This window comes from Oxalicibacterium solurbis (genome assembly GCF_014635845.1).
In the GTDB taxonomy this organism is placed as follows: domain Bacteria; phylum Pseudomonadota; class Gammaproteobacteria; order Burkholderiales; family Burkholderiaceae_D; genus Oxalicibacterium; species Oxalicibacterium solurbis.
Map to the genome: position 1 here is coordinate 597977 of NZ_BMDP01000002.1, position 22360 is coordinate 620336.

The following is a 22360-nucleotide window of genomic DNA, read 5'->3' on the forward strand; positions in this document are numbered from 1 at the left end:
GAGAACATCATGAAAGAACTCGATCCGCTCGGCAATTTCGCCGAGCGACAAGCGCTCAATGAAGCCGCCTTGCACCAGGCCGCTCCTTACAACCTGCCGGACGTGCGCGGCCATTTCGGCCCGTACGGCGGCAGCTTCGTTTCCGAAACGCTGAGCCATGCGCTGGCGGAATTGCGGGAAGCCTATGCGCGTTACAGCAAGGATCCTTCCTTTCTGGCTGAATTCCATTACGACCTCAAGCATTTCGTCGGCCGTCCGAGTCCGATCTATCACGCCGAGCGCTGGTCGACAGAGGTGGGCGGCGCTCAGATCTACTTCAAGCGCGAAGACCTGAATCACACCGGTGCACACAAGATCAACAACGTGATCGGCCAGGCATTGCTGGCGCGTCGAATGGGCAAGAAGCGCATCATCGCCGAGACCGGCGCCGGCCAGCACGGCGTGGCGACGGCGACGATCTGCGCGCGCTTCGGCCTCGAATGCGTAGTTTATATGGGCAGCGAGGACGTCAAGCGCCAGGCACAGAACGTCTACCGGATGAAATTGCTGGGCGCGACGGTGGTGCCGGTCGAATCCGGCTCGAAGACGCTGAAGGATGCGCTGAACGAAGCGATGCGCGACTGGGTGACCAACGTCGAGACGACGTTCTACATCATCGGCACCGTCGCCGGCCCGCATCCGTATCCGATGATGGTGCGCGATTTCCAGTCGGTGATCGGTAATGAATGCATCCAGCAGATGCCGGAAATGGCGAACCGCCAGCCGGACTACGTGGTCGCCTGCATCGGCGGCGGCTCTAACGCGATGGGCATCTTCTATCCGTACATCGATTACAAGGACGTGCAACTGATCGGCGTCGAAGCCGCCGGAGACGGTCTGGATACCGGCCGCCATGCCGCATCGCTGACCGCAGGTTCGCCCGGCGTATTGCACGGCAATCGTACCTATCTGCTGCAGGATGCGAACGGCCAGATCATCGAGACGCATTCGGTATCGGCCGGTCTCGACTATCCGGGCGTAGGCCCCGAACATGCGTGGCTGAAGGATACGTCGCGCGCGCAATACGTTTCGGTTACCGATGAGGAGGCACTGCAGGCCTTCCACGATTGCTGCCACATCGAAGGCATCATTCCCGCGCTGGAATCCAGCCATGCGATCAGCTACGCGACCAAGCTGGCGGCGACGCTGCCGAAGGACAAGATCGTGCTAGCGAACCTTTCCGGCCGTGGCGACAAGGATATGCATACCGTCGCGCAACGCATGGGACTGAAGTTCGACTGACGGCAGGGCGCTTCGCATTCACGGAGCGCCTTTCTTTCGTCCGTCGTCCACAGGGATGCCACGAATCATTCATCAGAACAAAATCATGTCCAGAATCCAAGCAACATTCGCCGCACTGGCGGCAAACAAGAAAAAGGGACTCATCCCGTTCATCACCGCCGGCGATCCGGCACCTGAACTGACCGTGCCGTTGATGCATGCGCTGGTCGAAGGTGGCGCCGACATCATCGAGCTCGGTGTGCCGTTTTCCGATCCAATGGCCGAAGGCCCGGTTATCCAGCGTGCCTGCGAGCGTGCACTGAAGTTCAATGTCAGCATGCAGGACGTGCTCGGTTTCGTGCGTGAATTCCGCAAGACCAATACCACTACGCCAGTCGTGCTGATGGGTTACGCCAACCCGATCGAACGCATGGGGCAGGCTGCCTATGTGCAGGCAATGAAAGATGCAGGCGCCGACGGCACCATCGTTGTCGACTATCCGCCGGAAGAGTGCGAGGAGTTTGCCGCCATGCTGAAGGCAGCCGATCTCGATGCGATCTTCCTGCTGGCACCGACTTCGACCGAGGAGCGTATCCAGCAGGTCGCACGCTTCGGCAGCGGCTTCAGCTATTACGTCTCGCTGAAGGGCGTGACCGGCGCGGCGCATATCGATACGGCCGAAGTTGCACAGCGCATTGCTGCGATCCGCAAGCACGTGAAACTGCCGATCGGCGTGGGTTTCGGCATCCGAGATGCGGCGACGGCCAAGACTGTGGCGGCCGTGTCCGATGCGGTCGTGATCGGCAGTCGCATCATCCAGGAACTGGAAAATACCCCGCAAGACAAGGCCGTGGAGGCGGTACGCACCTTCCTGTCCGGCATCCGCAAGGCGCTGGACGAATAAGGTGAAATTGTCCCGCCGGGCGGGTAAAATGCCGCCCGGTCTGTCAAAACATGCAACAGATGGCGAATCACCGTTTGAACAAGACAAATTCGGTACAATTCGCCCATTCGAATTCTGAAAGGTCTGCGATGAGCTGGCTAGAAAAACTGCTTCCGCCCCGTATCCAGCGCTCCGACAGCGCGCAACGCAAATCGGTGCCGGAAGGCTTGTGGGTCAAGTGCCCGTCGTGCGAATCGGTGCTGTACCGCACCGATCTGGAATCCAATATCCATGTCTGCCCGAAATGCTCGCACCACCTGCGCATCCGTGCGCGTGATCGTCTGGATGCCTTGCTGGATGCCGGCGGCCGCTATGACATCGGCCAGGAAGTGCTGCCGGTCGACACGCTCAAATTCAAGGACAGCAAGAAATATCCGGATCGCCTGAAATCCGCGCTGGAAGGCACCGGCGAAACCGATGCGCTGATCGTCATGGGCGGCTCGATCATGAGCCTGCCGGTGGTCGTCGCCTGCTTCGAATTCGAATTCATGGGCGGTTCGATGGGTTCCGTCGTCGGCGAACGCTTCGCGCGCGCTGCGCAGGTGGCGCTGGAGCAGAAGGTGCCGTTGATCTGTATTACCGCGACTGGCGGTGCCCGCATGCAGGAAGGCTTGTTGTCGCTGATGCAAATGGCGAAGACGACCGCGATGCTGACCAAGTTGTCGGAAAAGAAACTGCCGTTCATTTCGGTGCTGACCGATCCGACAATGGGCGGCGTATCGGCCTCGTTTGCTTTCCTGGGCGATGTCGTCATTGCCGAACCGAAGGCACTGGTCGGTTTCGCCGGCCCGCGCGTGATCGAAAATACCGTGCGCGAGAAACTGCCGGAAGGTTTCCAGCGTGCCGAATTCCTGCTGCAGAAGGGCGCCATCGACATGATCGTGGATCGCCGCAAGATGCGCGAGGAAATCGCACGCGTGCTGGCGTTGTTGCAGAATCAGGCGGCCGACGTGCTGGCCTGAACGCAGGCCTGATCAGGACAAGCCCGAACCGCAGCAGGTTCGGGCTTTTTATTTGACTGAATGGCGCCATCTGTGCGTTGTTCTTCTCCGCTTCTTTTCCCGGAGTTTTCGTTCCATCTGCATGAACACTTTGCCAACGACACTGAACGACTGGCTGGCCCGCCTGGAAGCCATGCATCCGAAAGCCATCGACATGGGGCTGGAGCGCACGGCGCAGGTCAAGCAGGCGATGAGCCTGCATTTCGATTGCCCGGTCATCATCGTCGGCGGTACCAACGGCAAGGGCTCGACCTGTGCGATGCTGGAATTCATCCTGCTGCGTGCCGGCTATCGCGTTGGTCTGTACACATCGCCGCATCTGCTGGTCTTCAACGAACGCATGCGCGTGAATGGCCAATCGGCGAGCGATGCAGCGCTGATCTCAGCCTTCGACAAGATCGAGGCGGCGCGCGGCGAAACATCGTTGTCGTATTTTGAATTCACCACGCTGGCCGCGATGCAGCTGTTTGCCGATGCGAAGCTGGATGCAGTCATCTTCGAAGTCGGTCTCGGCGGACGGCTGGATGCCGTCAACGTGCTGGATGCGGATGTGGCGATCGTGACCAGCGTCGATATCGATCACACCGAATATCTGGGCGACACGCGCGAGAAGATCGGCTTCGAGAAGGCCGGCATTTTCCGTGGCGGCAAGACCGCGATCTGCGGCGATCCGGTGCCGCCGGCATCGCTGGTCGACCATGCGGAAAAGATCGGTGCCGATCTGTGGTTGTTCAATCGCGATTTCAATTATGCGGGCGACCGTCAGCAATGGAATTTCAGCGGTCGTGGCCATCGCCGCAATGCGCTGGCTTATCCGGGGCTGCGCGGCGCCAATCAGTTGCTGAACGCTTCGTCGGTGCTGGCAGCGCTGGAAGCCTTGCATCTGCGGTTGCCGGTCAGCGCGCAGGACGTGCGTTCCGGACTGGCGCAGGTGGAACTGGCGGGCCGCTTTCAGGTCTTGCCGGGACAGCCGACGGTCATCCTCGACGTCGCACACAATCCGCATGCAGCGGCGACGCTGGCGCAAAATCTTGGCAACATGGGTTTCCATCCCTATACCTATGCGGTATTCGGCGCGATGCAGGACAAGGATATCGACGGCATCATTGCGCATCTGAAGGGGCATATCGATCATTGGTGCGTGACGGATCTACCGCTGCCGCGCGCTGCAATGGCAGCCGATATTGCCGAAAAACTCAGGCAGGCATGCGACGGGCAGGAACAGCAGACTGAAATCAGCATCCAGTCCTTTGCATCGCCTGCAGAAGCCTATGCAAACGCCCTGAGCAGAGCGGGGGAGAATGATAGAATTGTGGTTTTCGGATCGTTCCTGACCGTCGCCGGCGTAATGGAGTTCCGTCAGGAAGCCCGTCATGCCGCGCACCACTCAACGAATTGAACATTGAATCGTATGGGCTTGCTCTCGTCTCTTCGTAAAAAACCGCAGGAATCGTCGACCGGCAACAGCGATTTCTATTCGCGAGCCGATGAAGAAGTCCCGGCCGGCCGCAGACGCAAGAGCAGCAAGCGCGACGAACCGGTCGATCCGGTTCTGCCTGAAAAGAAGCGCGCACGCCGCCGCCTGGTCGGCGCCATCGCACTGGTTCTGGCTGTCGTCATCGGCCTGCCGATGATCCTCGATCCTGAGCCGAAACCGCTGTCCGGCGATATCAATATTCAGATTCCTTCTCGCGATACTCCCGTTTCTGCCCCGGCTCCCGCTGTTGCGGATAATTCGGAGAAAATAACGACGCCTGAAGAGGCGCCGGTTGCTGCGCCAGTACCGCAGCCGGAGCAACCGGTGAAGGTACCGGCTACACCGACTGTACCGGCAACGCCTGAACCCAAGCCGGCAGTGACCAAACCGGCCGAGCACAAGCCGGAAACGCCGGCACACGATAAATCTCATACCACGCCGCAAGCTGCGGCCGACAAGTCTGCTGCGGATAAGGCTGCTGATGCGGCACGTGCGCGCGCCATCTTGGAAGGCAAGGCGCAATCGCAACCTCAGCACCAAGCGAAATCTGCCGGCAAGGTTGCAATACAGGTTGCAGCATTGGCATCGCAGGATAAAGTGAATGAACTGCAGAAGAAGCTGCAGGCGGCAGGATTGAAATCGTATACGGAAAAGGTGTCGACTTCGGCAGGCAGCGTGATTCGCGTGCGTGTCGGCCCGTTTGCGAACGAAGCGGAAGCGGAAAAAGCACGCGCCAAGCTGACCAAGGCCGGCTTGAGCGGCAAGCTGGTGCCGGCCTGATGCCGGCAGTGCTGCGGAGCGGATTGCGGTAAAGCAGAGCGATTGTGACGATATTCGATTATCTGGTCCTGTTCGTCCTGATCTGCTCGGTCGTCATCAGTCTGTTGCGGGGGCTGGTGAAAGAAATTTTGTCGCTGCTGGGCTGGATTGTCGCCTTTGTCGTCGCCAATGCATGGGGCGGTACGCTGGCGCAGTGGCTGCCGGATGCGATTCCCGGCGCGACGGCGCGCCTGATTGTCGGATTCATTGCGCTGTTCATCGGCGTGCGCATCCTGATGGGCTTGCTGGCGATGGCGCTGGATGCAGTGATCAAGGCAGCCGGGCTGACACTGGCGGATCGCGGTCTGGGCGGATTGTTCGGTCTGGCGCGAGGCTTGCTGATCGTGCTGGCGGCGGTGTTGCTGTGCGGGATGACGGCCATGCCGCAGCAGCCGTTCTGGAAGCAGGCACTGCTGAGTCCGCTGGCGGAGACCGCCGCGATGACCGTGGTGCCGTTCCTGCCCGGAGAACTGGCGCAGCGTATCCGGTTCTAATGGATGCGCGTTTTGAGTTTTGGTTTGTTTTAAGTTGAGGAGTCCACCATGTGTGGCGTTATCGGCGTTGTTTCCCACAGTCCTGTCAATCAGTTGATCTACGATGCGCTGCTGCTGCTGCAGCACCGCGGCCAGGATGCGGCGGGCATCGCCACCGACAATGGCAATGCGTTCAGCATGCACAAGGCCAACGGTCTGGTGCGCGACGTGTTCCGCACCCGTAACATGCGTTCGCTGCCCGGCAATGCCGGTGTCGGCCAGGTTCGTTATCCGACTGCCGGCTCGTCCAGCGAAGACGAGGCGCAACCGTTCTACGTCAATGCACCGTTCGGCATCATCATGGCGCACAACGGCAATCTGACGAACTGGGAACAGTTGAAGATCGAGATGTTCAAGAACGATCGCCGCCACATCAACACCACGTCCGATTCGGAAGTGCTGCTGAATGTGCTGGCGCATGAAATCCAGGAAGCGACGACCGGTTATTCGCTCGATCCGGCTGCCTTGTTCAAGGCGGTTTCCGTGCTGCATAAGCGCGTGCGCGGCTCCTACGCGGTGACGGCGCAGATCGCCGGCTACGGCTTGCTGGCGTTCCGCGATCCATGGGGCATCCGTCCTCTGTGCATCGGCTTCAACGAAACCGATGCCGGCACCGAATACCTGATCGCCAGCGAATCGGTCGCGCTCGAAGGTCTGGGTTTCCGTTTCCTGCGCGACGTGCTGCCGGGCGAAGCGATCTTCATCGATATCGACGGCAAGCTGTACAACCAGCAATGCGCGGAAAACCCGTCGCTGAACCCCTGCGCCTTCGAATACGTCTATTTCGCACGCCCTGATTCCGTCATCGACGGCGCTTCCGTCTATGCGACGCGTCTGAAAATGGGCGAGTATCTGGCCGAAAAGATTCGCCGCGAAATTCCGCTGGGCGATATCGACGTCGTGATGCCGATCCCTGATTCGTCGCGTCCGGCGGCGATGGAGCTGGCGCATCGCCTCGGTATCGAATACCGCGAAGGCCTGATCAAGAACCGCTATATCGGCCGCACCTTCATCATGCCGGGACAGAACACGCGCCGGAAATCGGTGCGTCAGAAGCTGAACACGATCGGTTCCGAATTCAAGGGCAAGAACGTGCTGCTGGTGGACGATTCCATCGTGCGCGGCACGACCAGCCGCGAGATCGTGCAGATGGCGCGTGATGCCGGTGCGAAGAAGGTGTTGTTTGCTTCTGCTGCGCCGCCGGTCAAATTCCCGAACGTCTATGGCATCGACATGCCGACGCGTGATGAATTGATCGCGCATGGCCGTACGGAAGAGGAAGTCTGCCGCGAGATCACCGCCGATGCGCTGATCTATCAGGATCTGGATGCATTGAAACGTGCGATCTCGGATGTGAACCCGGCACTGAAGAGTCTGGAAGCATCCTGCTTTGATGGCGTCTATGTCACTGGCGACATCTCGCGCGATTATCTGGACCGCATCGAGTTTGCGCGCCACAACAGCAAGGCTGAGGAACTGGCCCGCTCGCAGTTGAACCTGAATCTGGCGCAGGTCGATTAAGTTACGTACGCAAGCCGATCAGATGCCTGATTGCGCGTGCGTGCAATCAGGCATCTTTCATTTTTGACGACGATCATGAACGATAAAAAGAAATACGGTTTCACGACAACCATTCTGCATAGCGACCGCCAGAAGGCGATCGAACACGGTTCGTTGCACAAGCCCATCCACACATCGGTGACCTTCGGCTACGACGATGCGCGCGAACTGGCGACGGTGTTCCAGGGCAAAAAGCCGGGATACCGCTATGGTCGCCAGGGCAATCCGACGGTATCGGCGCTGGAAGACAAGATCAACCGCATGGAAGAGGGTGCTTCGACGATCTGCTTCGCTACCGGTATGGCGGCGATCGGTGCGCTGGCGCAGGCACTGCTGCGTGCGGGCGATCATGTTGTGTCATCGTCCTTCCTGTTCGGCAATACGAACAGCCTGTGGCAGACGGTGGCCGGGCATGGCGTCGATGTGGCGATGGTCGATGCGACCGATGTCGGCAATGTGGAAGCGGCGCTGAAACCGACGACGAAACTGGTGTTCGTCGAAACGATTGCCAACCCGCGCACGCAGGTGGCCGATCTGGCGCGTATCGGCAAGCTGTGCGCCGAGCGCGGCATTTTGTACGTGGTCGACAATACGATGACTTCGCCGTATCTGTTCCGTCCGAAGGTGGTCGGCGCCGGCATCGTCATCAATTCGCTGACGAAGTCGATCGGCGGTCACGGTATTGCGCTGGGCGGTGCGCTGACCGATACCGGCCTGTACGACTGGTCACGCTATCCGAACATTCTGGAAACCTACAAGCGCTATCCAATGCCGCAATGGGGCATGGCGCAGATCCGCGCGAAGGCGTTGCGCGATTTCGGCGCGTCGCTGGGACCGGAAGCGGCACACCATCTGGCCGTCGGTGCCGAGACGATGGCGTTGCGGATGGAGCGCGAATGCGCGAATGCGCTGGCGGTGGCACAGATGCTGGAAGCGGACGATCGTGTCGCTGCCGTCTACTATCCGGGGTTGAAATCGCATCCGCAGCATGCGCTGTCGACGGAACTGTTCCGCTCCTACGGCAGCCTGTTCAGCTTCGAACTGAAAGACAGCATCGATTGCTTCGATTATCTGAACCGGTTGAAACTGGGCGTATCGGCCAGCAACCTGGGCGATACGCGTACGCTGGTGATTCCGGTCTCGCACACGATCTTCTACGAGATGGGGCCGGAGCGCCGCGCCAGCATGGGCATTGCCGAATCGCTGATTCGTGTGTCGGTCGGCATCGAGGATACGGATGATCTCGTCGAGGATTTCCGCCAGGCGCTCGGCTGACGCCGTCTATTTGAAAAGTTGTTGTGCGGCTAGCGCGTCGCGCAGCTTGGTGCTGTGCTTGGGCACGAAGCTGCGCAACTGCTGCATCAATGCCGGTGCCGTCGGTGCGTGCAGCATCAGTTCGGCCTGCTCGGCCTTGACGAATCCGCAGCGCACCTGCGTTTGCAGGAAATCGACCAGCCCGTCGTAGAAACCATCGACGTTCAACACGCCGACGGGTTTCTGATGAAAGCCCAGTTGCGCCCAGGTCAGAATTTCGAATAACTCTTCCAGCGTTCCCAGGCCGCCCGGCATCGCGATGAAGCCGTCGGCCAGTTCCGCCATCTTCGCCTTGCGTTCGTGCATGTTCTGCACGATGTGCAGCTGCGTCAGCCCGGTGTGGCCGACTTCCTTGTCCATCAGTGCCTGCGGAATCACGCCGGTTGCTTCACCGTTCAGCCGCAGAATTTCGTCCGCGATGACGCCCATCAGACCAACCTTGCCGCCGCCGTAGACGAGGCCGATGTCATGCTTGACCATTTCCGCGGCCAGTGCGCGCGCAGCCTCCGCATAGACAGGTTGATTGCCGAATGAGGAGCCGCAATAGATGCAAATCGATTTCATGGAGTCGGAGCGTGAAATGAACGGATAAAGCGCATGTCATGCAGTTGCCGCAGGATTGCGCGGCAACTGGATCACCTTGGTGCCGGCAATGCGGTCATGCAGAAATTGCCGGCTGGGATGCAGTCTGGCAGACAATGCCCAGGCGATGACGTTGGCGATGACGAGCGCGACTGCCATCCACGCCTTTGCACTCAGCATCCACGCGATTGCGGAACCAGGCAGAAACCATAGCCAGGCAAGAACATAGCGTGCAGCGGCACGGCCCAGTGTGACGGCCTGGCCGTCGCGCGTGACCAGGCGCATGCGCCATGTCTTCATCGGCAACGTTTGCCCACCGTGCGTCCAGAACCAGACGAAATAGGCGCCGATCACAATGAACAGCCAGTATTGCAGTTCATGCCGCAGCATGATCGCACTGCGTTGCTGGAAGAGGATGCCGAACGCCAATGCAGCAATGGCAAGAACGCCGAACAGCAGCACACCTTCATACAACATGGTGGTCAGACGGCGTTTGATGGTGGGAGCAGGGAAGGAAGGTTCGGAACTGTTCGCTTGCATGCGTCGCTACCGGATCAGGGCGTGGAAGGCGACGATTGTACAGGGATGACGTGCGGAGCAGAAGTTTCCGTGACAGGCGCAGCCGAAGGTTCAGACGTAGTGGATGCCGCTGGCGCAGCAGTGGCGGCGACCGGGACGGGAGCCAAGGGAGCTGCATGCGGACGCGGCGGCTTGGCGACTGTGCGCTTGGGCGGTGTGCGAGACGCCAGTTCCCGTTTTTTTTCCTCGGGCAATTGCTGGTATTGCTCCCATTGCTCGGATTTCTTTTCGGCGTGCAGTTTCTTGACACGGGTGTAATTCTTGCGCGCGATACGGCGCTGCTCGGGGGACAGGCTCACCCATTTTTGCATGCGCTTTTGCATCCGTTCCTGTTCGGTCGGAGACATCGTTGTGTAGCGATCGGCCAGTTCCAGCCATTTCTTGCGACGGAAGCTGTCGAGCGATTTCCAATCGTTGGCCAGCGGTGCGAGTGCGCTGCGCTGCATCGACGTCAATCGATTCCAGTCGGAAGCCGGCGATTTGCCATTCGAGGATTTGGCAGATTTGACCGGTGTGGCCGCTTTCACCGGTGGCGCGGGTTGTGCAGTTGCCGATGGCTCATGTGTCGACACAGCAGGCGTCTCGGGCATGGGCGTAGCAGGGGCGATGGCGGCAGGATTCGCAGCAGCTGTTCCGATCAGTGCGGAGGCGAACAGCAAGGGAGCGGCGATTCTGCCGAAGAGAAAATGGCAATCCGGTGAAAAGCGGCTTTCCATGTCAGTTTTCATCGTCGGTGCCATTTGCCAGAAAGGCATTGAAACCATGGTCGAGATAGGCGGACAGCGGCAGGTCGTCCGTCAGCACCTCGGCATCGATATTGGCCGTTTCGATCAGTTGTTCGCGCTGCTCGTACCGGTACAGCCCCAGCAGGCCAAATACCATGAATACCAGCGGGATCAGAACGCCCATGCGTCCCGCCCATATCGTCAAGTTGTCAAAATGGAAGGTGTGGCGCGAATGGCTGGGGCCGACGCTTGCCATGTGTGGCGCAAACGCGAGCTGTTCCGACTCCTGTTTTTTGCGCGAAAGCGCAATCTTGCGAGCAGATGAAAGGCGTTTTGCGGTGCTTTCTGGCAAGTTGTCTGCACTTTGGTCCAGCGCATGCCGTACCTTGTAGGCAAGAGTCAGGTCTTTCGCGTTCATAGATAGATTCCTTTGGCTCTGAGCGCATGGGCCAAGGCATGCGTGGCGCGCGAGCAATGCGTCTTGACGCTTCCTTCGGAGCATCCCATTACTGCTGCAGTTTCCGATACGTTCAGGTCCTGCCAATAACGCATCAGGAAAGCTTCGCGTTGACGGGGCGGCAGATTCTGGATTTCGTTTTCGATGATGTCGAGAATCTGCTGCCGCTCCAGCGTACTTTGGCCCGATTCGGCGCCGTAGCTGCCCGGTTCGGCTTCGATCATCTCCATCGCATCGAAGTTTTCCTGGTCCTGCTGCTTGCTGGTGAAGCTGGAAAACAGACTGATCCACGAGCTGCGCACCTTTTCCCGCCTGAAATAATCGCGGATCGTGTTCTGCAGGATGCGCTGGAACAGCATCGGCAGTTCGGCGGCGGGTTTGTCGCCGTACTTTTCCGCGAGCTTGATCATGGCGTCCTGCACGATATCCAGCGCGGACTCTTCCTTGCGTACCGCATAGACCGCCTGCTTGAACGCGCGGCGTTCGACGTCTTCGAGGAAATCGGAAAGTTCTTTGTCGGTTGCCATTGGATGCAGCGCTGCACGCACTGCCGGGGTATCGCGGAAAGGGCGCCTTCGCTGGCGTCGTCATTTTCAAAACTGCACGCATGCTAGCAAAAAAGCCTCATTCACGCGTATTTTTTGCATGAAATCTTTGATTTCAAGGCAGTTTTACCGAATTTTGACTTGACCTGCATGGTGCAGCGCGGTAACGTATCAGGTCCCTTTGTCATCTCGAAGGGCATCGATAGCCTGTCGCGGCCTGCGCATGATGCAGGTTTGCCGAAAAGGCGCGCTTCAATTTTTGAAAGCTAGTTTGCTCTAACCCGCGCCACAAGCGCGAGAAATCCCGCAAATACCGCCTTCAGCACCTCCGACCGAACGAGTCGCGCTTAGCGCTGGTTTGAAGCACATTCACAGATGTGTGAAGAATCGACGTGACCGCATAAAAAAGGGACGTTGGAGCACTGGAGCCGTATGCGGTTTCACAGGAGAGAGCATCCGATCAATTTCCAATGGACCTTGAAAGGACTTAGCATGACCGCAGAAACAACCCAAGCCGTCGGCGAAGAGCTGACCGGCGCGGAAATCGTCGTTCGCTGTCTGGAAGAAGAAGGTGTCGAACATGTGTTCGGCTATCCGGGCGGTGCAGTTCTGTACATCTACGACGCAATCTTCAACATCAGCAAATTCCAGCACATCCTGGTTCGTCACGAACAGGCTGCCGTGCACGCTGCGGATGCGTATTCCCGCAGCTCGAATAAAGTCGGTGTGTGCATCGTCACCTCCGGCCCCGGCGTAACCAATGCCGTGACAGGTCTCGCGACCGCGTACATGGACTCGATTCCGATGATCATCATTTCCGGTCAGGTGCCTTCGCACGCGATCGGACTGGACGCATTTCAGGAATGCGACACGGTCGGCATCACGCGCCCATGCGTCAAACACAATTTCCTCGTCAAGGATGTCAAGGATCTGGCAGAGACGATGAAGAAGGCCTTCTTCATCGCGACCACAGGCCGTCCCGGCCCGGTGCTGATCGACATCCCCAAAGACATCACGATGCACAAGACGACCTTCTCGTATCCGAAGGAAGTCGAAATGCGTTCGTACAAGCCGGTCGACAAGGGCCATTCGGGCCAGATCCGCAAGGCGGTACAACTGCTGCTGCAAGCGGAACGCCCAATGATCTATACCGGCGGCGGCGTCATTCTCGCCAACGCTTCAGAAGAAGTGAACCGTCTGGTCGACAAGCTCGGCTATCCGTGCACGAACACGCTGATGGGCCTGGGCGGCTACAAGGCAACCAGCGACAAGTTCGTCGGCATGCCTGGCATGCACGGTACCTATGAAGCCAACATGGCGATGCAACACTCGGACGTGATGATCGCGATCGGTGCACGCTTCGACGACCGCGTGATCGGCAACCCGAAGCATTTCTCCGCCACGCCGCGCAAGATCATCCACATCGATATCGACCCGTCGTCGATCTCGAAGCGCGTCAAGGTCGATATTCCTATCGTCGGCAACGTCAAGGAAGTGCTGCAGGAACTGCTGGCGCAACTGGACGCAGCTGAAAGCAAGCCGAACAGCGCAGCGTTGTCCGACTGGTGGAAGCAGATCAACGAATGGCGCAAGCGCGAGTGCCTGAAGTACACGCCGTCGACCGAAGTCATCAAGCCGCAATCGGTCATCGAAAAAGTCTGGCAGATCACGAAGGGTGACGCATTCATCACCTCGGACGTCGGCCAGCACCAGATGTGGGCTGCGCAGTACTATCCGTTCGACAAGCCACGCCGCTGGGTCAACTCCGGCGGTCTGGGCACGATGGGCGTCGGCCTGCCGTACGCGATGGGCGTGCAGATGGCCAATCCGGATGCGACCGTCGCCTGCATCACCGGCGAAGCATCGATCCAGATGTGCATTCAGGAACTTGCTACCTGCAAGCAGTACCACCTGACGCCGAAGATCATCCTGCTGAACAACCGTTTCCTCGGCATGGTGCGCCAGTGGCAGCAACTGGAATACGGTTCGCGCTATTCCGAGTCGTACATGGATTCGCTGCCGGATTTCGACAAGCTGGTCGAATCCTACGGCCACGTCGGCATGACGGTCGACAAGCCGGGCGATCTGGACGGCGCGCTGAAGCAAGCGTTCGACATGAAGGATCGTCTCGTATTCATGAATATCATCACCGACCAGACCGAAAACGTCTGGCCGATGGTCAAGACCGGCAAGGGCCTGACCGAGATGCTGCTGGGCTCGGAGGAACTGTGATGCGCCATATCATTTCTGTATTGCTGGAAAACGAAGCTGGCGCCTTGTCGCGCGTGGTCGGTCTGTTCTCGGCCCGTGCATACAATATCGAAACGCTGACCGTGGCGCCGACCGAAGATGCGACGTTGTCGCGCATGACCATCGTCACCAGCGGTTCGGATGACGTGATCGAACAGATCACCAAGCATCTGAATCGCCTGATCGAAGTCGTCAAGGTCGTCGATCTGACAGAAGGCGCGTTCATCGAGCGCGAACTGATGCTGATCAAGATCCGTGCCGTCGGCAAGGAACGTGAAGAAATGAAACGTACTGCGGATATTTTCCGTGGCCGCATCATTGACGTCACCGACAAGACCTACACGATCGAGCTGACCGGCAACAAGACCAAGCTGGATGCCTTCATCGATTCGATCGACCGTACCGCGATTCTGGAAACCGTCCGTACCGGCGGTTCCGGCATCGGCCGCGGCGAGCGCATCCTGAAGGTTTGACAAGTACAAAACACCGTTTCACCTAATTCCAATTCAACACACACTAGGAACATCATGAAAGTTTTCTACGATAAAGATTGCGATCTGTCGCTGATCAAGGGTAAACAAGTCGCCATCATCGGTTACGGTTCGCAAGGCCATGCACACGCGCAAAACCTGAGCGATTCCGGCGTCAACGTGACCGTCGGTTTGCGCAAGGGTGGCGCATCGTGGGACAAGGTTGCCAAGGCCGGCCTGAAAGTGGCGGAAGTCAACGACGCCGTCAAAGGTGCCGACGTCATCATGATCCTGCTGCCGGACGAAAATATTGCACAGGTCTACAACGAAAACGTCGCACCGAACGCCAAGCAAGGCGCCGTTCTGGCGTTCGCGCACGGCTTCAACGTGCACTACGGCCAGGTCGTGCCGCGCGCCGATCTGGACGTCATCATGATTGCGCCGAAGGCACCAGGCCACACCGTGCGGGGTACTTACGCTCAAGGCGGTGGCGTGCCGCATCTGGTGGCTGTGTATCAAGACAAATCCGGCGTTGCGCGTGACATCGCTCTGTCGTACGCAATGGCCAACGGTGGCGGCCGTGCCGGCATCATCGAAACCAACTTCCGTGAAGAAACCGAAACCGATCTGTTCGGCGAACAAGCCGTTCTGTGCGGTGGCGCTGTTGAACTGATCAAGGCCGGTTTCGAAACGCTGGTGGAAGCCGGCTATGCACCGGAAATGGCGTACTTCGAGTGCCTGCACGAACTGAAGCTGATCGTCGACCTGATCTATGAAGGCGGTATCGCCAACATGAACTACTCGATCTCGAACAATGCGGAATACGGCGAGTACGTGACCGGCCCGCGCGTTGTGACCGAAGACACCAAGAAGGTCATGAAGCAGGTTCTGAAGGACATCCAGACCGGCGAATACGCGAAGAGCTTCATCCTGGAAAACAAGGCTGGCGCACCGACGCTGATTTCCCGTCGCCGTCTGAACGCAGAACACCAGATCGAGCAAGTTGGTTCGAAACTGCGTGCGATGATGCCTTGGATCGCCAAAAACAAATTGGTCGATCAAACCAAGAACTGATTTTCTTCGAAGATATCTCGGGCAGCATCCGGCATGCGCTTGCAGGCGCATGCCGCGCTCAGACGAAAAGCCACGCATTTGCGTGGCTTTTTTATCGTCTTTACGCGCCATGGATCGAGAAGAACAAGCTGGTCGACCAGTCGAAGAACCAGTCTGCGTTTGAACATCACACTGTATTCGCTTGCAGGAAAATATAGCGCTCAAGCTAAAGGCTGCACGCGAGTGTGGCTTTTTTCGTTTACAGTTTGTTGCAACAGAAACAGATCGCTTGCCTAAAGGAAAGAACCAAAACGGCACTGCTTCTGTCATAACAACGCGCTTCATTTCTCACAATCCGGGCAAGCCCTGCATTGCCCCCTTATTCAGGAGATCGTCATGCCACGACTGAAATCGCTGTTGTTCGCCGCTGCCTGTACCGTTGCCGGTTCTGCCGCTTTTGCTCAATCCGCTCCGCAGACCAGCGGCACGCTGGTCATCGTTCCCGCATTCGGCGAGGTCAAGCATGCCAACGATCAGGCTGTGCTGACGCTGACGATCGAGGAGCAGGACAAGGACAAGGCGGCAGCCGCTTCGCGTGTGAACCAGAAGATGAAGCAGGGCATGGATATCGTCCGCAAACAGGATCCGGGTGCCCAACTTTCCACACGTGGTTATTACACCTATGCCGTCTATCCGGAAACGCCGCCGCAACCGAAACAGGCAAGCAACAAGCCGCCGCAACCGGTAGCGTGGCGTGTCGGCCAGTATCTGGATGTGAAGACGACGAATCTGTCCGGCCTGCCGAAAACGGTGTCGTCCGTGCAGAGCATCCTGTCGGTCAACGGACTGCGTTTCGGTCTGGCGGATGCAACGACGCGCAAGCTGGATGCGCAGCGCATCGATGCAACCTACAAGAACCTGAACGAACGTATCGTCTCGATCGCACGGGCGATGGGACGCAATCCTGCCGATGCTGTGCTGGATACCGTCGATTTCGAAGGTTCGGGTAATTATGCGCAGGATGCGGTTGCAGCAGCACCGCAGATGATGCGGACGTCCATGATGGCAAAATCCGAGGCCGTGGTTGAAGAACCGAGTTTCGAGCCGGGAGAAACGACGTTGTCGATGCGCGTGGTCGGGAAGGTTCGCTTCCGCTGATCGACATTGTTCGCATCTACCGAAGCGGACAACAGCAGAAAAATCGCATCGTGCGTCTCCGGCGCCGATGCGATTTTTCTTGGATTCTCCTTCGTTGCGGTTTCATGGCTTGAAGGCTGTCGCCGGATGCCGGTCTGCTACACTAGCGGCCTTCGATTCTCCACTGAGAACATTACCGACAAGGCGGGATTCGCATGCCAAGCTTTAATCGCCGCAAGGCGAAAAACACCTCTTCCACCTTTGCAAGAACGCGCCCGCTGGGCAAGCTGGCGCGGAGCAAACAACAGACCTTGCACGAAGAGGGCGAAGACGATGCCGCGCTATCCGGTCATGTGCTGCGCCGACGCGGCATCTATCTGCTGCCGAATGCCTTCACGACGGCAGGATTGTTCTGCGGCTTTTATGCAATCGTCATGGCGATGGGACAGAAGTTCGACTATGCGGCGATTGCGATCTTTTCCGCGATGCTGCTGGACTCCATTGATGGACGCGTCGCGCGGCTGACGCATACGCAAAGCGAATTCGGTGCGCAATACGACAGCCTGGCAGACATGGTTTCCTTCGGTGCCGCGCCGGCGCTGGTCGTCTATGTCTGGGCGTTGCAGGGCATGGGCAAGCTCGGCTGGCTGGCGGCTTTCGTTTATTGCGCAGGCGGTGCATTGCGGCTGGCGCGCTTCAATACCAATATCGGCGTGGTCGACAAACGTTATTTTCAGGGCTTGCCGAGTCCTGCGGCGGCGGCGCTGGTCGCCGGTTTCATTTGGCTGATGCAGGATCTGGGCTATCCCGGGGCGGAGCTGAGCTGGGCCGCCTGGATTATCACGCTGTATGCGGGGCTGACGATGGTGACCAACGTTCCGTTCTACAGCTTCAAGGACATCAACTATCGCAAGTCAGTACCGTTCATTGCAATTTTCCTGATCGTTCTGGCGTTGGTGGCGATAGCGGGTGATCCGCCGAAAGTATTGTTCGGCCTGTTCATCTTATACGGCCTGTCAGGTTATGCCGTCTACTTCTGGCGGCTGGCGAAAGGCAAGCCGGTCAGCATCGTGCAAACCGAGATGGAACACGACGATCACGCTTGATCGTTGCTATGCGTTCCGCGAATTGCCGTGCGAGCGAAAGTCTTGGTGGCGGGATCTTTGCTTCCGTCACGAGGCTATCTCATTCTTAATTCTTTGCTCCCTGGTTTGTGCCAGAGATTTCTGCAGAGACTCCTACCTAAGCTGAATTCCTGATCGAGGGCATCGCATTGCATGCTGGCAATGATGTCGCCCATTGCGTGCGTCAGCGTACAGAGCATTGCCCTGCGGATGCATAAAATGTTTCCCATCGTGATCGTGGCGGCGGGGAGACGGAGATGGATGGCACAGGCAATGCAGGAAGGGCGAAGCCCTTTCGATTATTCCTGATGAGCGGCATCTTGGTCGCGTTTACGCTGCTCGCTGTAATCGGCATCATTGCGTGGGTGCCTTTACTGCCCGAGGCAGTGGCTGTCGATACCGGTAATGCAGATTTTTCCGAATACATCGTCTTGCACGAGTCCTGGCATTCCGTCGCGGCAACCTCTCGTTTTGCCTTCTGCAATCGTTGAAGGAAGAACTGAAGCAGGCAGTTGCGAGCAACTGCCTGTAGCGTTTTTCCGGTGACGTTCATATGTGCGCTGTCGAACAGAGCTGACGTACGTTTTCCCTCATAGTGAATTCATTCGCCGATGCACAGCACGCATCGGTTTCTTCAAATCACGCCAGCGTGTCTATTTTTCCCGAGCCACACCGGCGATGCCGAGCGCAAATGTGTTCGAGCGATTTCTGAAAGGACATCATCATGAAAGATAGCGAAGTGATTTCAACCTTGAATGACCTGATCGAAACCTGCAAGGATGGCGAAAAAGGATTCAAGACCTGTGCCGAGGATATTGCGGACAACCAGTATCGTCAGCCATTCCTCACCCTGGCAACCAGCTGCTCGGCTGCAGCACAGGAGCTGACGGGGCTGGTAGTGGCACGCGGTGGCGATCCTGAAACGCGCTCCAGTTTGAGCGGTACCTTGCATCGCCGCTGGGTGGATATCAAGTCCGCAATCATGGGCAAGGACGATGAAGCCATTCTCAACGAATGCGAACGCGGCGAGGATGTGGCGAAGAAGAGCTATGCGAATGCGCTGGAGAAGGATCTTCCTGTCGACGTGCGCGCAGTCGTGGAGCGCCAATATCAAGGCGTGTTGAAGAACCATGACATCGTCAAGACCATGCGCGATCGGGCACGTGTAGCAGCGATGTAGATTTCTTTGTGATCTGCTTCCTTGAACAATTTTGATATCGGCCTGAATATCAACCCGGATATGGAGGAGTGTAACGATGATGGATACGAAACTGGATGATGTCACCAAGGATCTGAAAACCCTGTCGAAGGATGCCAAGGCGCTGTCGAATGAAGCACAGGACGACCTGCGGGAAAAGACAGGAGAGTTGAGCAAGAAATGTACGGAATTCCTGAATTCCGCCATGGCTGCGGCCAAGGAAGTGCCGACGATCGCGGCGACGCGTACCAAGGAAGTGGCAGCGTCTACCGACGAGTACGTGCATCAGAAGCCGTGGCGTGCCGTCACGCTTTCGGCCGGACTGGGCATTCTGTTGGGTGTGATGTTCGCCAAACGGGACAATCGCTAACGAACATTGCGTACTTCGATTGCGCACTTCGGGTGTGGTTATACCCGGAAAAAAGCCCCGCACGGATTTCCCTGCGGGGCTTTGTCATGTGTGGAAGAAGAAAAACGTTCAGGCGGTGGCGTTGCTTTCGGCCGGTGGATAGAAGGAGATCGATTTGCCGACGACCGCACCTTCCGCATAGCCGATGCCGATGCGCTGCAGCATTGCCAGCTTCTCTGCATCGTCGACGTTTTGCGCGATGGTGTCGATTCCCATCACACTGCTGATGCGCTGGATGGCTTCGACTTTCGCATAGTCGACAGGATCGCTGGCCATGCCGCGGATATAGCTTCCGTCGATTTTCAGGAAATCGACATGCAGGTGTTTCAGGTAGGCGAATGAAGACATGCCGCTGCCGAAATCGTCGAGCGCAAAAAGGCAGCCATGCGGTTTCAGCGCTTCGATGAAACGCAACGCACGCGTCAAATTGGCGATGGCCGTCGTTTCTGCGATCGAGAAGCAGATTGCATTGCGCGGCAGGTCGAATTCGATGAATTGTTCATGGACGAATTCGATGAAGTGTTCGTCGTCCAGCGAATTGCCCGATATCTTCAACATCAGTACATGCGCGCCGAGATCGCCGCCGGCATCCATTGCGCGCAGCGTTGCGGCATGCTGCGCAAACGCAGTGCGAATGACCCAGCGGTCGATCGTCGGCATGAAGTGATAGCGTTCTGCCGCGGGCATGAAGGCGCTTGGCGGAATCAATCGGCCGTTTTCGCCTGCCATGTAAAGACGCAGTTCTTCGAACAGATGATCCTTGCGGTTCGGTTTGAGATTGGCGATGCGTTGCGCCTGTAACTGGAAGCTATCGTTTTCAAAAGCCTTCTGGATACGCTCGTTCCATTTGATTTCGCCTTCGCGCGCGCCTTGCGGATGATCTTCGGTACGGTAGATGTGTACGCGATTACGGCCGCTGTCCTTGGCCATGTAGCAGGCTGTATCTGCAGCGCTGAGCAAATCGGGCAGCGACAGAGTGTTGTTGTTGAAGTTGACCAAGCCGATGCTGACGCCGATCGGAAAGATCTTGTCCTGCCAGATGAAGTGGAAGTCGCAGATCGTCTGCCGCAGTTTTTCGGCGATGCGTACGGCCGATTCGGGCGAGCAGTTCTCAAGGAAAGCGCCGAATTCGTCGCCACCGAGGCGTGCCAGCGTATCGCTGTCGCGCACCAGCGGTTGCAGCAAGGCGGTGATCTGGCGCAGCAGTTCGTCGCCGGCACTGTGGCCGCAGGTATCGTTGACGATCTTGAACTGATCCAGATCCAGATAGAGCAGCGCGTGCTGACGTGGCTGGCGCGCCAGCGTATCGATCGCCAGTTCCAGCCGGCGTTCGAACTCGCGGCGATTGAACAGGCCCGTCAACGGATCGTGTGCAGCCTGGTGCGACAGCTGGATGGCCAGCTTGCGCGAATCGCTGACGTCGTGGAATACCAGGACGACACCAATGATCTCGCCGTCGCGATCGCGAATCGGTGCGGCGGAATCCTCGACTGCGTATTCGTTGCCGTTGCGGCTGAGCAGAACGCTGTCCTTGCTCAGTTCGACGTTGTCCTGCTGTGCCAGTGCGGTTTCAACCGGATCGGCCACCGGCTCACGCGTGAAGCCGTTGATGATGCGGAAGACGCGCGATGACGGTAATCCTTCCGCTTCGGCCTTGCTCCATCCCGTCAGCTGCTCGGCGACCGGATTCATGTATTCGATGTTGCCCAGTTTGTCGGTCGTGATGACGGCGTCGGCAATCGATGCCAGCGTCACTTGCGCGCGCTCCTTTTCGGCAAACAGTACGGCTTTCGATTCCTCGCGTTCGGTTTCATGCTGTTGCAGCGATGCGATCATGCCGTCGAAAGCGCGTGCGAGCTGGCTGATTTCCTCGCGGCCGTAGCGGATACCGGTGCGTGCGCGCAGATTGCCGGCGCCGACCTGATCGGCGGTGCGCACCAGCGTCTTGACGCGTCGCAGGATGATGACATCGCCAACGAACCAGGCAGCCAGCAGTGCCAGCAGCGCAATGACAGCCAGCGTCGCCAGTTCCACCATCTGCAGTTTGTTGGCCGGCGCCACGATGTCGTCCATCGGTACGCCGATGCTGACCTTGAAGTTGGAAACGTTACTGGTGCCGACCGGCGCGAATGCATGCAGGCGGGTAATGCCATCGGTGTCCGTCAGTTCGGAAGTGCCGAAGCCGACCTTGATCATTACGTCGAACAGCGATGGCGATGTACGCGTGCCTATCCATTTTTCCGGATCTGGCCGGCGCGCGATGATGGTGCCGCGGCTGTCGGCGGTGATCAGCACAGCGCCGTTCGGCAGCGCGATGTCGCTGACGAAGCGATCCAGATAGCTGAGATCGAGCGCGGCGAAAATCACCGAACGGACGTTGCCGCTGTTGTCGAGTACCGGATAGGTCAGGTTGATGGTGTGGCGGCGGCTCATGCGGCCGAACACGTAGTCGCCGGCAGTGAAGGTGCGTTGCTCGACGGTCTGCTTGAAATAGGCGCGGCTGCCGAGGTTGACCTTGTTCTGCAGCGGCAGCGCGCTGCAGGTGACGTCGCCATTCAACTGGATCAGGCCGAAGTTCGTATAGCCTTCGTTGCGTTTCAGGACACTGGCAAGGAACTGGCTGCAGGTTTTCGGACTGCCTTGCAATTCGGGCAAGGTCGACAGCACGGTCAGCAGCTGGCGTGCGCCTTCGATCATGCGCGCCTCGCTGGTGGCGGCCAGTTGCGTCATTTGCTGCAGGTTGTCTTCGGTAATACGGATGGCTTGCTGCCGTTCTTTCCAGGCGCCGTAGACGGTCAGGATTACCGGCGGGACGATCGCAAGCAAAACGAGGACGAGCAAGCGGCTACGCAAGCTGTCGAAATTGAGCTTCTGGCCGAGAGATTTTTTCAAAACATGGACTTTTTGATAATCATCGGATGCGG

22 protein-coding genes are annotated in these 22360 nt (G+C 58.2%); 16 read left to right on the forward strand and 6 right to left on the reverse strand.

All coding sequences use genetic code 11. The features are described from left to right. Window positions 1-9 precede the first annotated feature (9 nt). From trpB to IEV40_RS08485, 8 genes are all read left to right on the forward strand, one after another. Window positions 10-1281: a tryptophan synthase subunit beta gene (gene trpB / locus IEV40_RS08450; protein WP_188420536.1), complete on the forward strand. Its 1272-nt coding sequence runs from the start codon at window positions 10-12 to the stop codon at window positions 1279-1281. An 85-nt stretch (window positions 1282-1366) separates the two neighbouring features. Next, on the forward strand, window positions 1367-2164 hold the full coding sequence (gene trpA, locus IEV40_RS08455; protein WP_188420537.1) for a tryptophan synthase subunit alpha: 798 nt from the start codon (window positions 1367-1369) through the stop codon (window positions 2162-2164). A 128-nt stretch (window positions 2165-2292) separates the two neighbouring features. Further along, on the forward strand, window positions 2293-3165 hold the full coding sequence (accD, locus tag IEV40_RS08460) for an acetyl-CoA carboxylase, carboxyltransferase subunit beta (RefSeq protein WP_188420538.1): 873 nt from the start codon (window positions 2293-2295) through the stop codon (window positions 3163-3165). Between the two features lie 121 nt (window positions 3166-3286). Next, window positions 3287-4603, forward strand: a complete 1317-nt coding sequence (gene folC, locus IEV40_RS08465; RefSeq protein WP_188420539.1) for a bifunctional tetrahydrofolate synthase/dihydrofolate synthase — start codon at window positions 3287-3289, stop codon at window positions 4601-4603. A gap of 12 nt (window positions 4604-4615) precedes the next feature. After that, window positions 4616-5461 carry an SPOR domain-containing protein gene (locus IEV40_RS08470; protein WP_188421159.1) on the forward strand — a complete coding sequence of 282 codons (846 nt, stop codon included), beginning with the start codon at window positions 4616-4618 and terminating at the stop codon, window positions 5459-5461. Window positions 5462-5505: 44 nt separating this feature from the next. Beyond that, window positions 5506-5994 carry a CvpA family protein gene (locus IEV40_RS08475; RefSeq protein WP_188420540.1) on the forward strand — a complete coding sequence of 163 codons (489 nt, stop codon included), beginning with the start codon at window positions 5506-5508 and terminating at the stop codon, window positions 5992-5994. Between the two features lie 48 nt (window positions 5995-6042). Further along, window positions 6043-7554, forward strand: coding sequence for an amidophosphoribosyltransferase (gene purF, locus IEV40_RS08480; protein ID WP_188420541.1), 1512 nt, complete (start codon window positions 6043-6045; stop codon window positions 7552-7554). Between the two features lie 75 nt (window positions 7555-7629). Next, the gene (locus IEV40_RS08485; protein WP_188420542.1) at window positions 7630-8868 is read left to right on the forward strand and encodes a cystathionine gamma-synthase family protein; all 1239 of its coding nucleotides are present in this window, start codon (window positions 7630-7632) and stop codon (window positions 8866-8868) included. Window positions 8869-8874: 6 nt separating this feature from the next. On the opposite strand, the gene IEV40_RS08490 is transcribed toward IEV40_RS08485, so the two are convergent. From IEV40_RS08490 to IEV40_RS08510, 5 genes are read right to left on the reverse strand one after another with little or no spacing between them, the layout of a single operon-like run. Next, window positions 8875-9471 (reverse strand): LOG family protein, encoded by a 597-nt coding sequence (locus IEV40_RS08490; RefSeq protein WP_188420543.1) that lies wholly within the window; start codon window positions 9469-9471, stop codon window positions 8875-8877. 36 nt (window positions 9472-9507) lie between these two features. Next, window positions 9508-10029 (reverse strand): RDD family protein, encoded by a 522-nt coding sequence (locus IEV40_RS08495; protein WP_188420544.1) that lies wholly within the window; start codon window positions 10027-10029, stop codon window positions 9508-9510. A 14-nt stretch (window positions 10030-10043) separates the two neighbouring features. Next, entirely contained in the window at window positions 10044-10796 is a 753-nt protein-coding gene (locus IEV40_RS08500) for a DUF3106 domain-containing protein (protein ID WP_229724028.1), read from the reverse strand. After that, the gene (locus tag IEV40_RS08505) at window positions 10786-11211 is read right to left on the reverse strand and encodes a DUF3619 family protein (protein ID WP_188420545.1); all 426 of its coding nucleotides are present in this window, start codon (window positions 11209-11211) and stop codon (window positions 10786-10788) included. The genes IEV40_RS08500 and IEV40_RS08505 overlap by 11 nt, the downstream gene beginning before the upstream one ends. Next, entirely contained in the window at window positions 11208-11777 is a 570-nt protein-coding gene (locus IEV40_RS08510; RefSeq protein ID WP_188420546.1) for an RNA polymerase sigma factor, read from the reverse strand. Before IEV40_RS08510 ends, IEV40_RS08505 begins: the two co-directional genes overlap by 4 nt. Window positions 11778-12287: 510 nt before the next feature. On the opposite strand from IEV40_RS08510, the gene IEV40_RS08515 reads away from it, so the two are divergent. The 8 genes from IEV40_RS08515 to IEV40_RS08550 all read left to right on the forward strand — a co-directional run bounded on the left by IEV40_RS08515 (window position 12288) and on the right by IEV40_RS08550 (window position 19397). Continuing rightward, window positions 12288-14027, forward strand: coding sequence for an acetolactate synthase 3 catalytic subunit (locus IEV40_RS08515; RefSeq protein WP_188420548.1), 1740 nt, complete (start codon window positions 12288-12290; stop codon window positions 14025-14027). Further along, window positions 14027-14518, forward strand: a complete 492-nt coding sequence (ilvN, locus tag IEV40_RS08520; protein WP_188420550.1) for an acetolactate synthase small subunit — start codon at window positions 14027-14029, stop codon at window positions 14516-14518. The genes IEV40_RS08515 and ilvN overlap by 1 nt, the downstream gene beginning before the upstream one ends. A 54-nt stretch (window positions 14519-14572) precedes the next feature. Then, a complete protein-coding gene (ilvC, locus tag IEV40_RS08525; protein WP_188420552.1) occupies window positions 14573-15589 on the forward strand; it encodes a ketol-acid reductoisomerase in 1017 nt (338 codons plus the stop codon). 375 nt (window positions 15590-15964) lie between these two features. Further along, window positions 15965-16726 (forward strand): SIMPL domain-containing protein, encoded by a 762-nt coding sequence (locus IEV40_RS08530; protein WP_188420554.1) that lies wholly within the window; start codon window positions 15965-15967, stop codon window positions 16724-16726. Window positions 16727-16920: 194 nt separating this feature from the next. Next, window positions 16921-17811: a CDP-diacylglycerol--serine O-phosphatidyltransferase gene (pssA, locus tag IEV40_RS08535; protein ID WP_188420556.1), complete on the forward strand. Its 891-nt coding sequence runs from the start codon at window positions 16921-16923 to the stop codon at window positions 17809-17811. Window positions 17812-18086: 275 nt separating this feature from the next. Then, window positions 18087-18320: a hypothetical protein gene (locus tag IEV40_RS08540; protein WP_188420558.1), complete on the forward strand. Its 234-nt coding sequence runs from the start codon at window positions 18087-18089 to the stop codon at window positions 18318-18320. A 233-nt stretch (window positions 18321-18553) separates the two neighbouring features. Further along, window positions 18554-19009, forward strand: coding sequence for a PA2169 family four-helix-bundle protein (locus IEV40_RS08545; protein ID WP_188420560.1), 456 nt, complete (start codon window positions 18554-18556; stop codon window positions 19007-19009). Window positions 19010-19085: 76 nt separating this feature from the next. Continuing rightward, the gene (locus IEV40_RS08550) at window positions 19086-19397 is read left to right on the forward strand and encodes an ElaB/YgaM/YqjD family protein (RefSeq protein ID WP_188420562.1); all 312 of its coding nucleotides are present in this window, start codon (window positions 19086-19088) and stop codon (window positions 19395-19397) included. A gap of 108 nt (window positions 19398-19505) precedes the next feature. Here IEV40_RS08550 and IEV40_RS08555 read toward each other — a convergent pair whose 3' ends face one another. Continuing rightward, the gene (locus tag IEV40_RS08555) at window positions 19506-22328 is read right to left on the reverse strand and encodes an EAL domain-containing protein (RefSeq protein ID WP_188420564.1); all 2823 of its coding nucleotides are present in this window, start codon (window positions 22326-22328) and stop codon (window positions 19506-19508) included. Window positions 22329-22360 lie beyond the last annotated feature (32 nt).

Bases quoted from the DNA above. Each gene is read 5' to 3' on its own strand.
- IEV40_RS08470 (WP_188421159.1), top strand. From the start codon at position 4,616: ATGGGCTTGCTCTCGTCTCTTCGTAAAAAACCGCAGGAATCGTCGACC.
- ilvC (WP_188420552.1), top strand. From the start codon at position 14,573: ATGAAAGTTTTCTACGATAAAGATTGCGATCTGTCGCTGATCAAGGGT.
- pssA (WP_188420556.1), top strand. From the start codon at position 16,921: ATGCCAAGCTTTAATCGCCGCAAGGCGAAAAACACCTCTTCCACCTTT.
- trpA (WP_188420537.1), top strand. From the start codon at position 1,367: ATGTCCAGAATCCAAGCAACATTCGCCGCACTGGCGGCAAACAAGAAA.
- IEV40_RS08505 (WP_188420545.1), bottom strand. From the start codon at position 11,211: ATGAACGCGAAAGACCTGACTCTTGCCTACAAGGTACGGCATGCGCTG.
- ilvN (WP_188420550.1), top strand. From the start codon at position 14,027: ATGCGCCATATCATTTCTGTATTGCTGGAAAACGAAGCTGGCGCCTTG.
- IEV40_RS08545 (WP_188420560.1), top strand. From the start codon at position 18,554: ATGAAAGATAGCGAAGTGATTTCAACCTTGAATGACCTGATCGAAACC.
- IEV40_RS08515 (WP_188420548.1), top strand. From the start codon at position 12,288: ATGACCGCAGAAACAACCCAAGCCGTCGGCGAAGAGCTGACCGGCGCG.
- IEV40_RS08540 (WP_188420558.1), top strand. From the start codon at position 18,087: ATGGATGGCACAGGCAATGCAGGAAGGGCGAAGCCCTTTCGATTATTC.
- IEV40_RS08495 (WP_188420544.1), bottom strand. From the start codon at position 10,029: ATGCAAGCGAACAGTTCCGAACCTTCCTTCCCTGCTCCCACCATCAAA.
- IEV40_RS08510 (WP_188420546.1), bottom strand. From the start codon at position 11,777: ATGGCAACCGACAAAGAACTTTCCGATTTCCTCGAAGACGTCGAACGC.
- accD (WP_188420538.1), top strand. From the start codon at position 2,293: ATGAGCTGGCTAGAAAAACTGCTTCCGCCCCGTATCCAGCGCTCCGAC.
- IEV40_RS08485 (WP_188420542.1), top strand. From the start codon at position 7,630: ATGAACGATAAAAAGAAATACGGTTTCACGACAACCATTCTGCATAGC.
- IEV40_RS08530 (WP_188420554.1), top strand. From the start codon at position 15,965: ATGCCACGACTGAAATCGCTGTTGTTCGCCGCTGCCTGTACCGTTGCC.
- IEV40_RS08490 (WP_188420543.1), bottom strand. From the start codon at position 9,471: ATGAAATCGATTTGCATCTATTGCGGCTCCTCATTCGGCAATCAACCT.
- IEV40_RS08550 (WP_188420562.1), top strand. From the start codon at position 19,086: ATGATGGATACGAAACTGGATGATGTCACCAAGGATCTGAAAACCCTG.
- purF (WP_188420541.1), top strand. From the start codon at position 6,043: ATGTGTGGCGTTATCGGCGTTGTTTCCCACAGTCCTGTCAATCAGTTG.
- folC (WP_188420539.1), top strand. From the start codon at position 3,287: ATGAACACTTTGCCAACGACACTGAACGACTGGCTGGCCCGCCTGGAA.
- trpB (WP_188420536.1), top strand. From the start codon at position 10: ATGAAAGAACTCGATCCGCTCGGCAATTTCGCCGAGCGACAAGCGCTC.
- IEV40_RS08500 (WP_229724028.1), bottom strand. From the start codon at position 10,796: ATGAAAACTGACATGGAAAGCCGCTTTTCACCGGATTGCCATTTTCTC.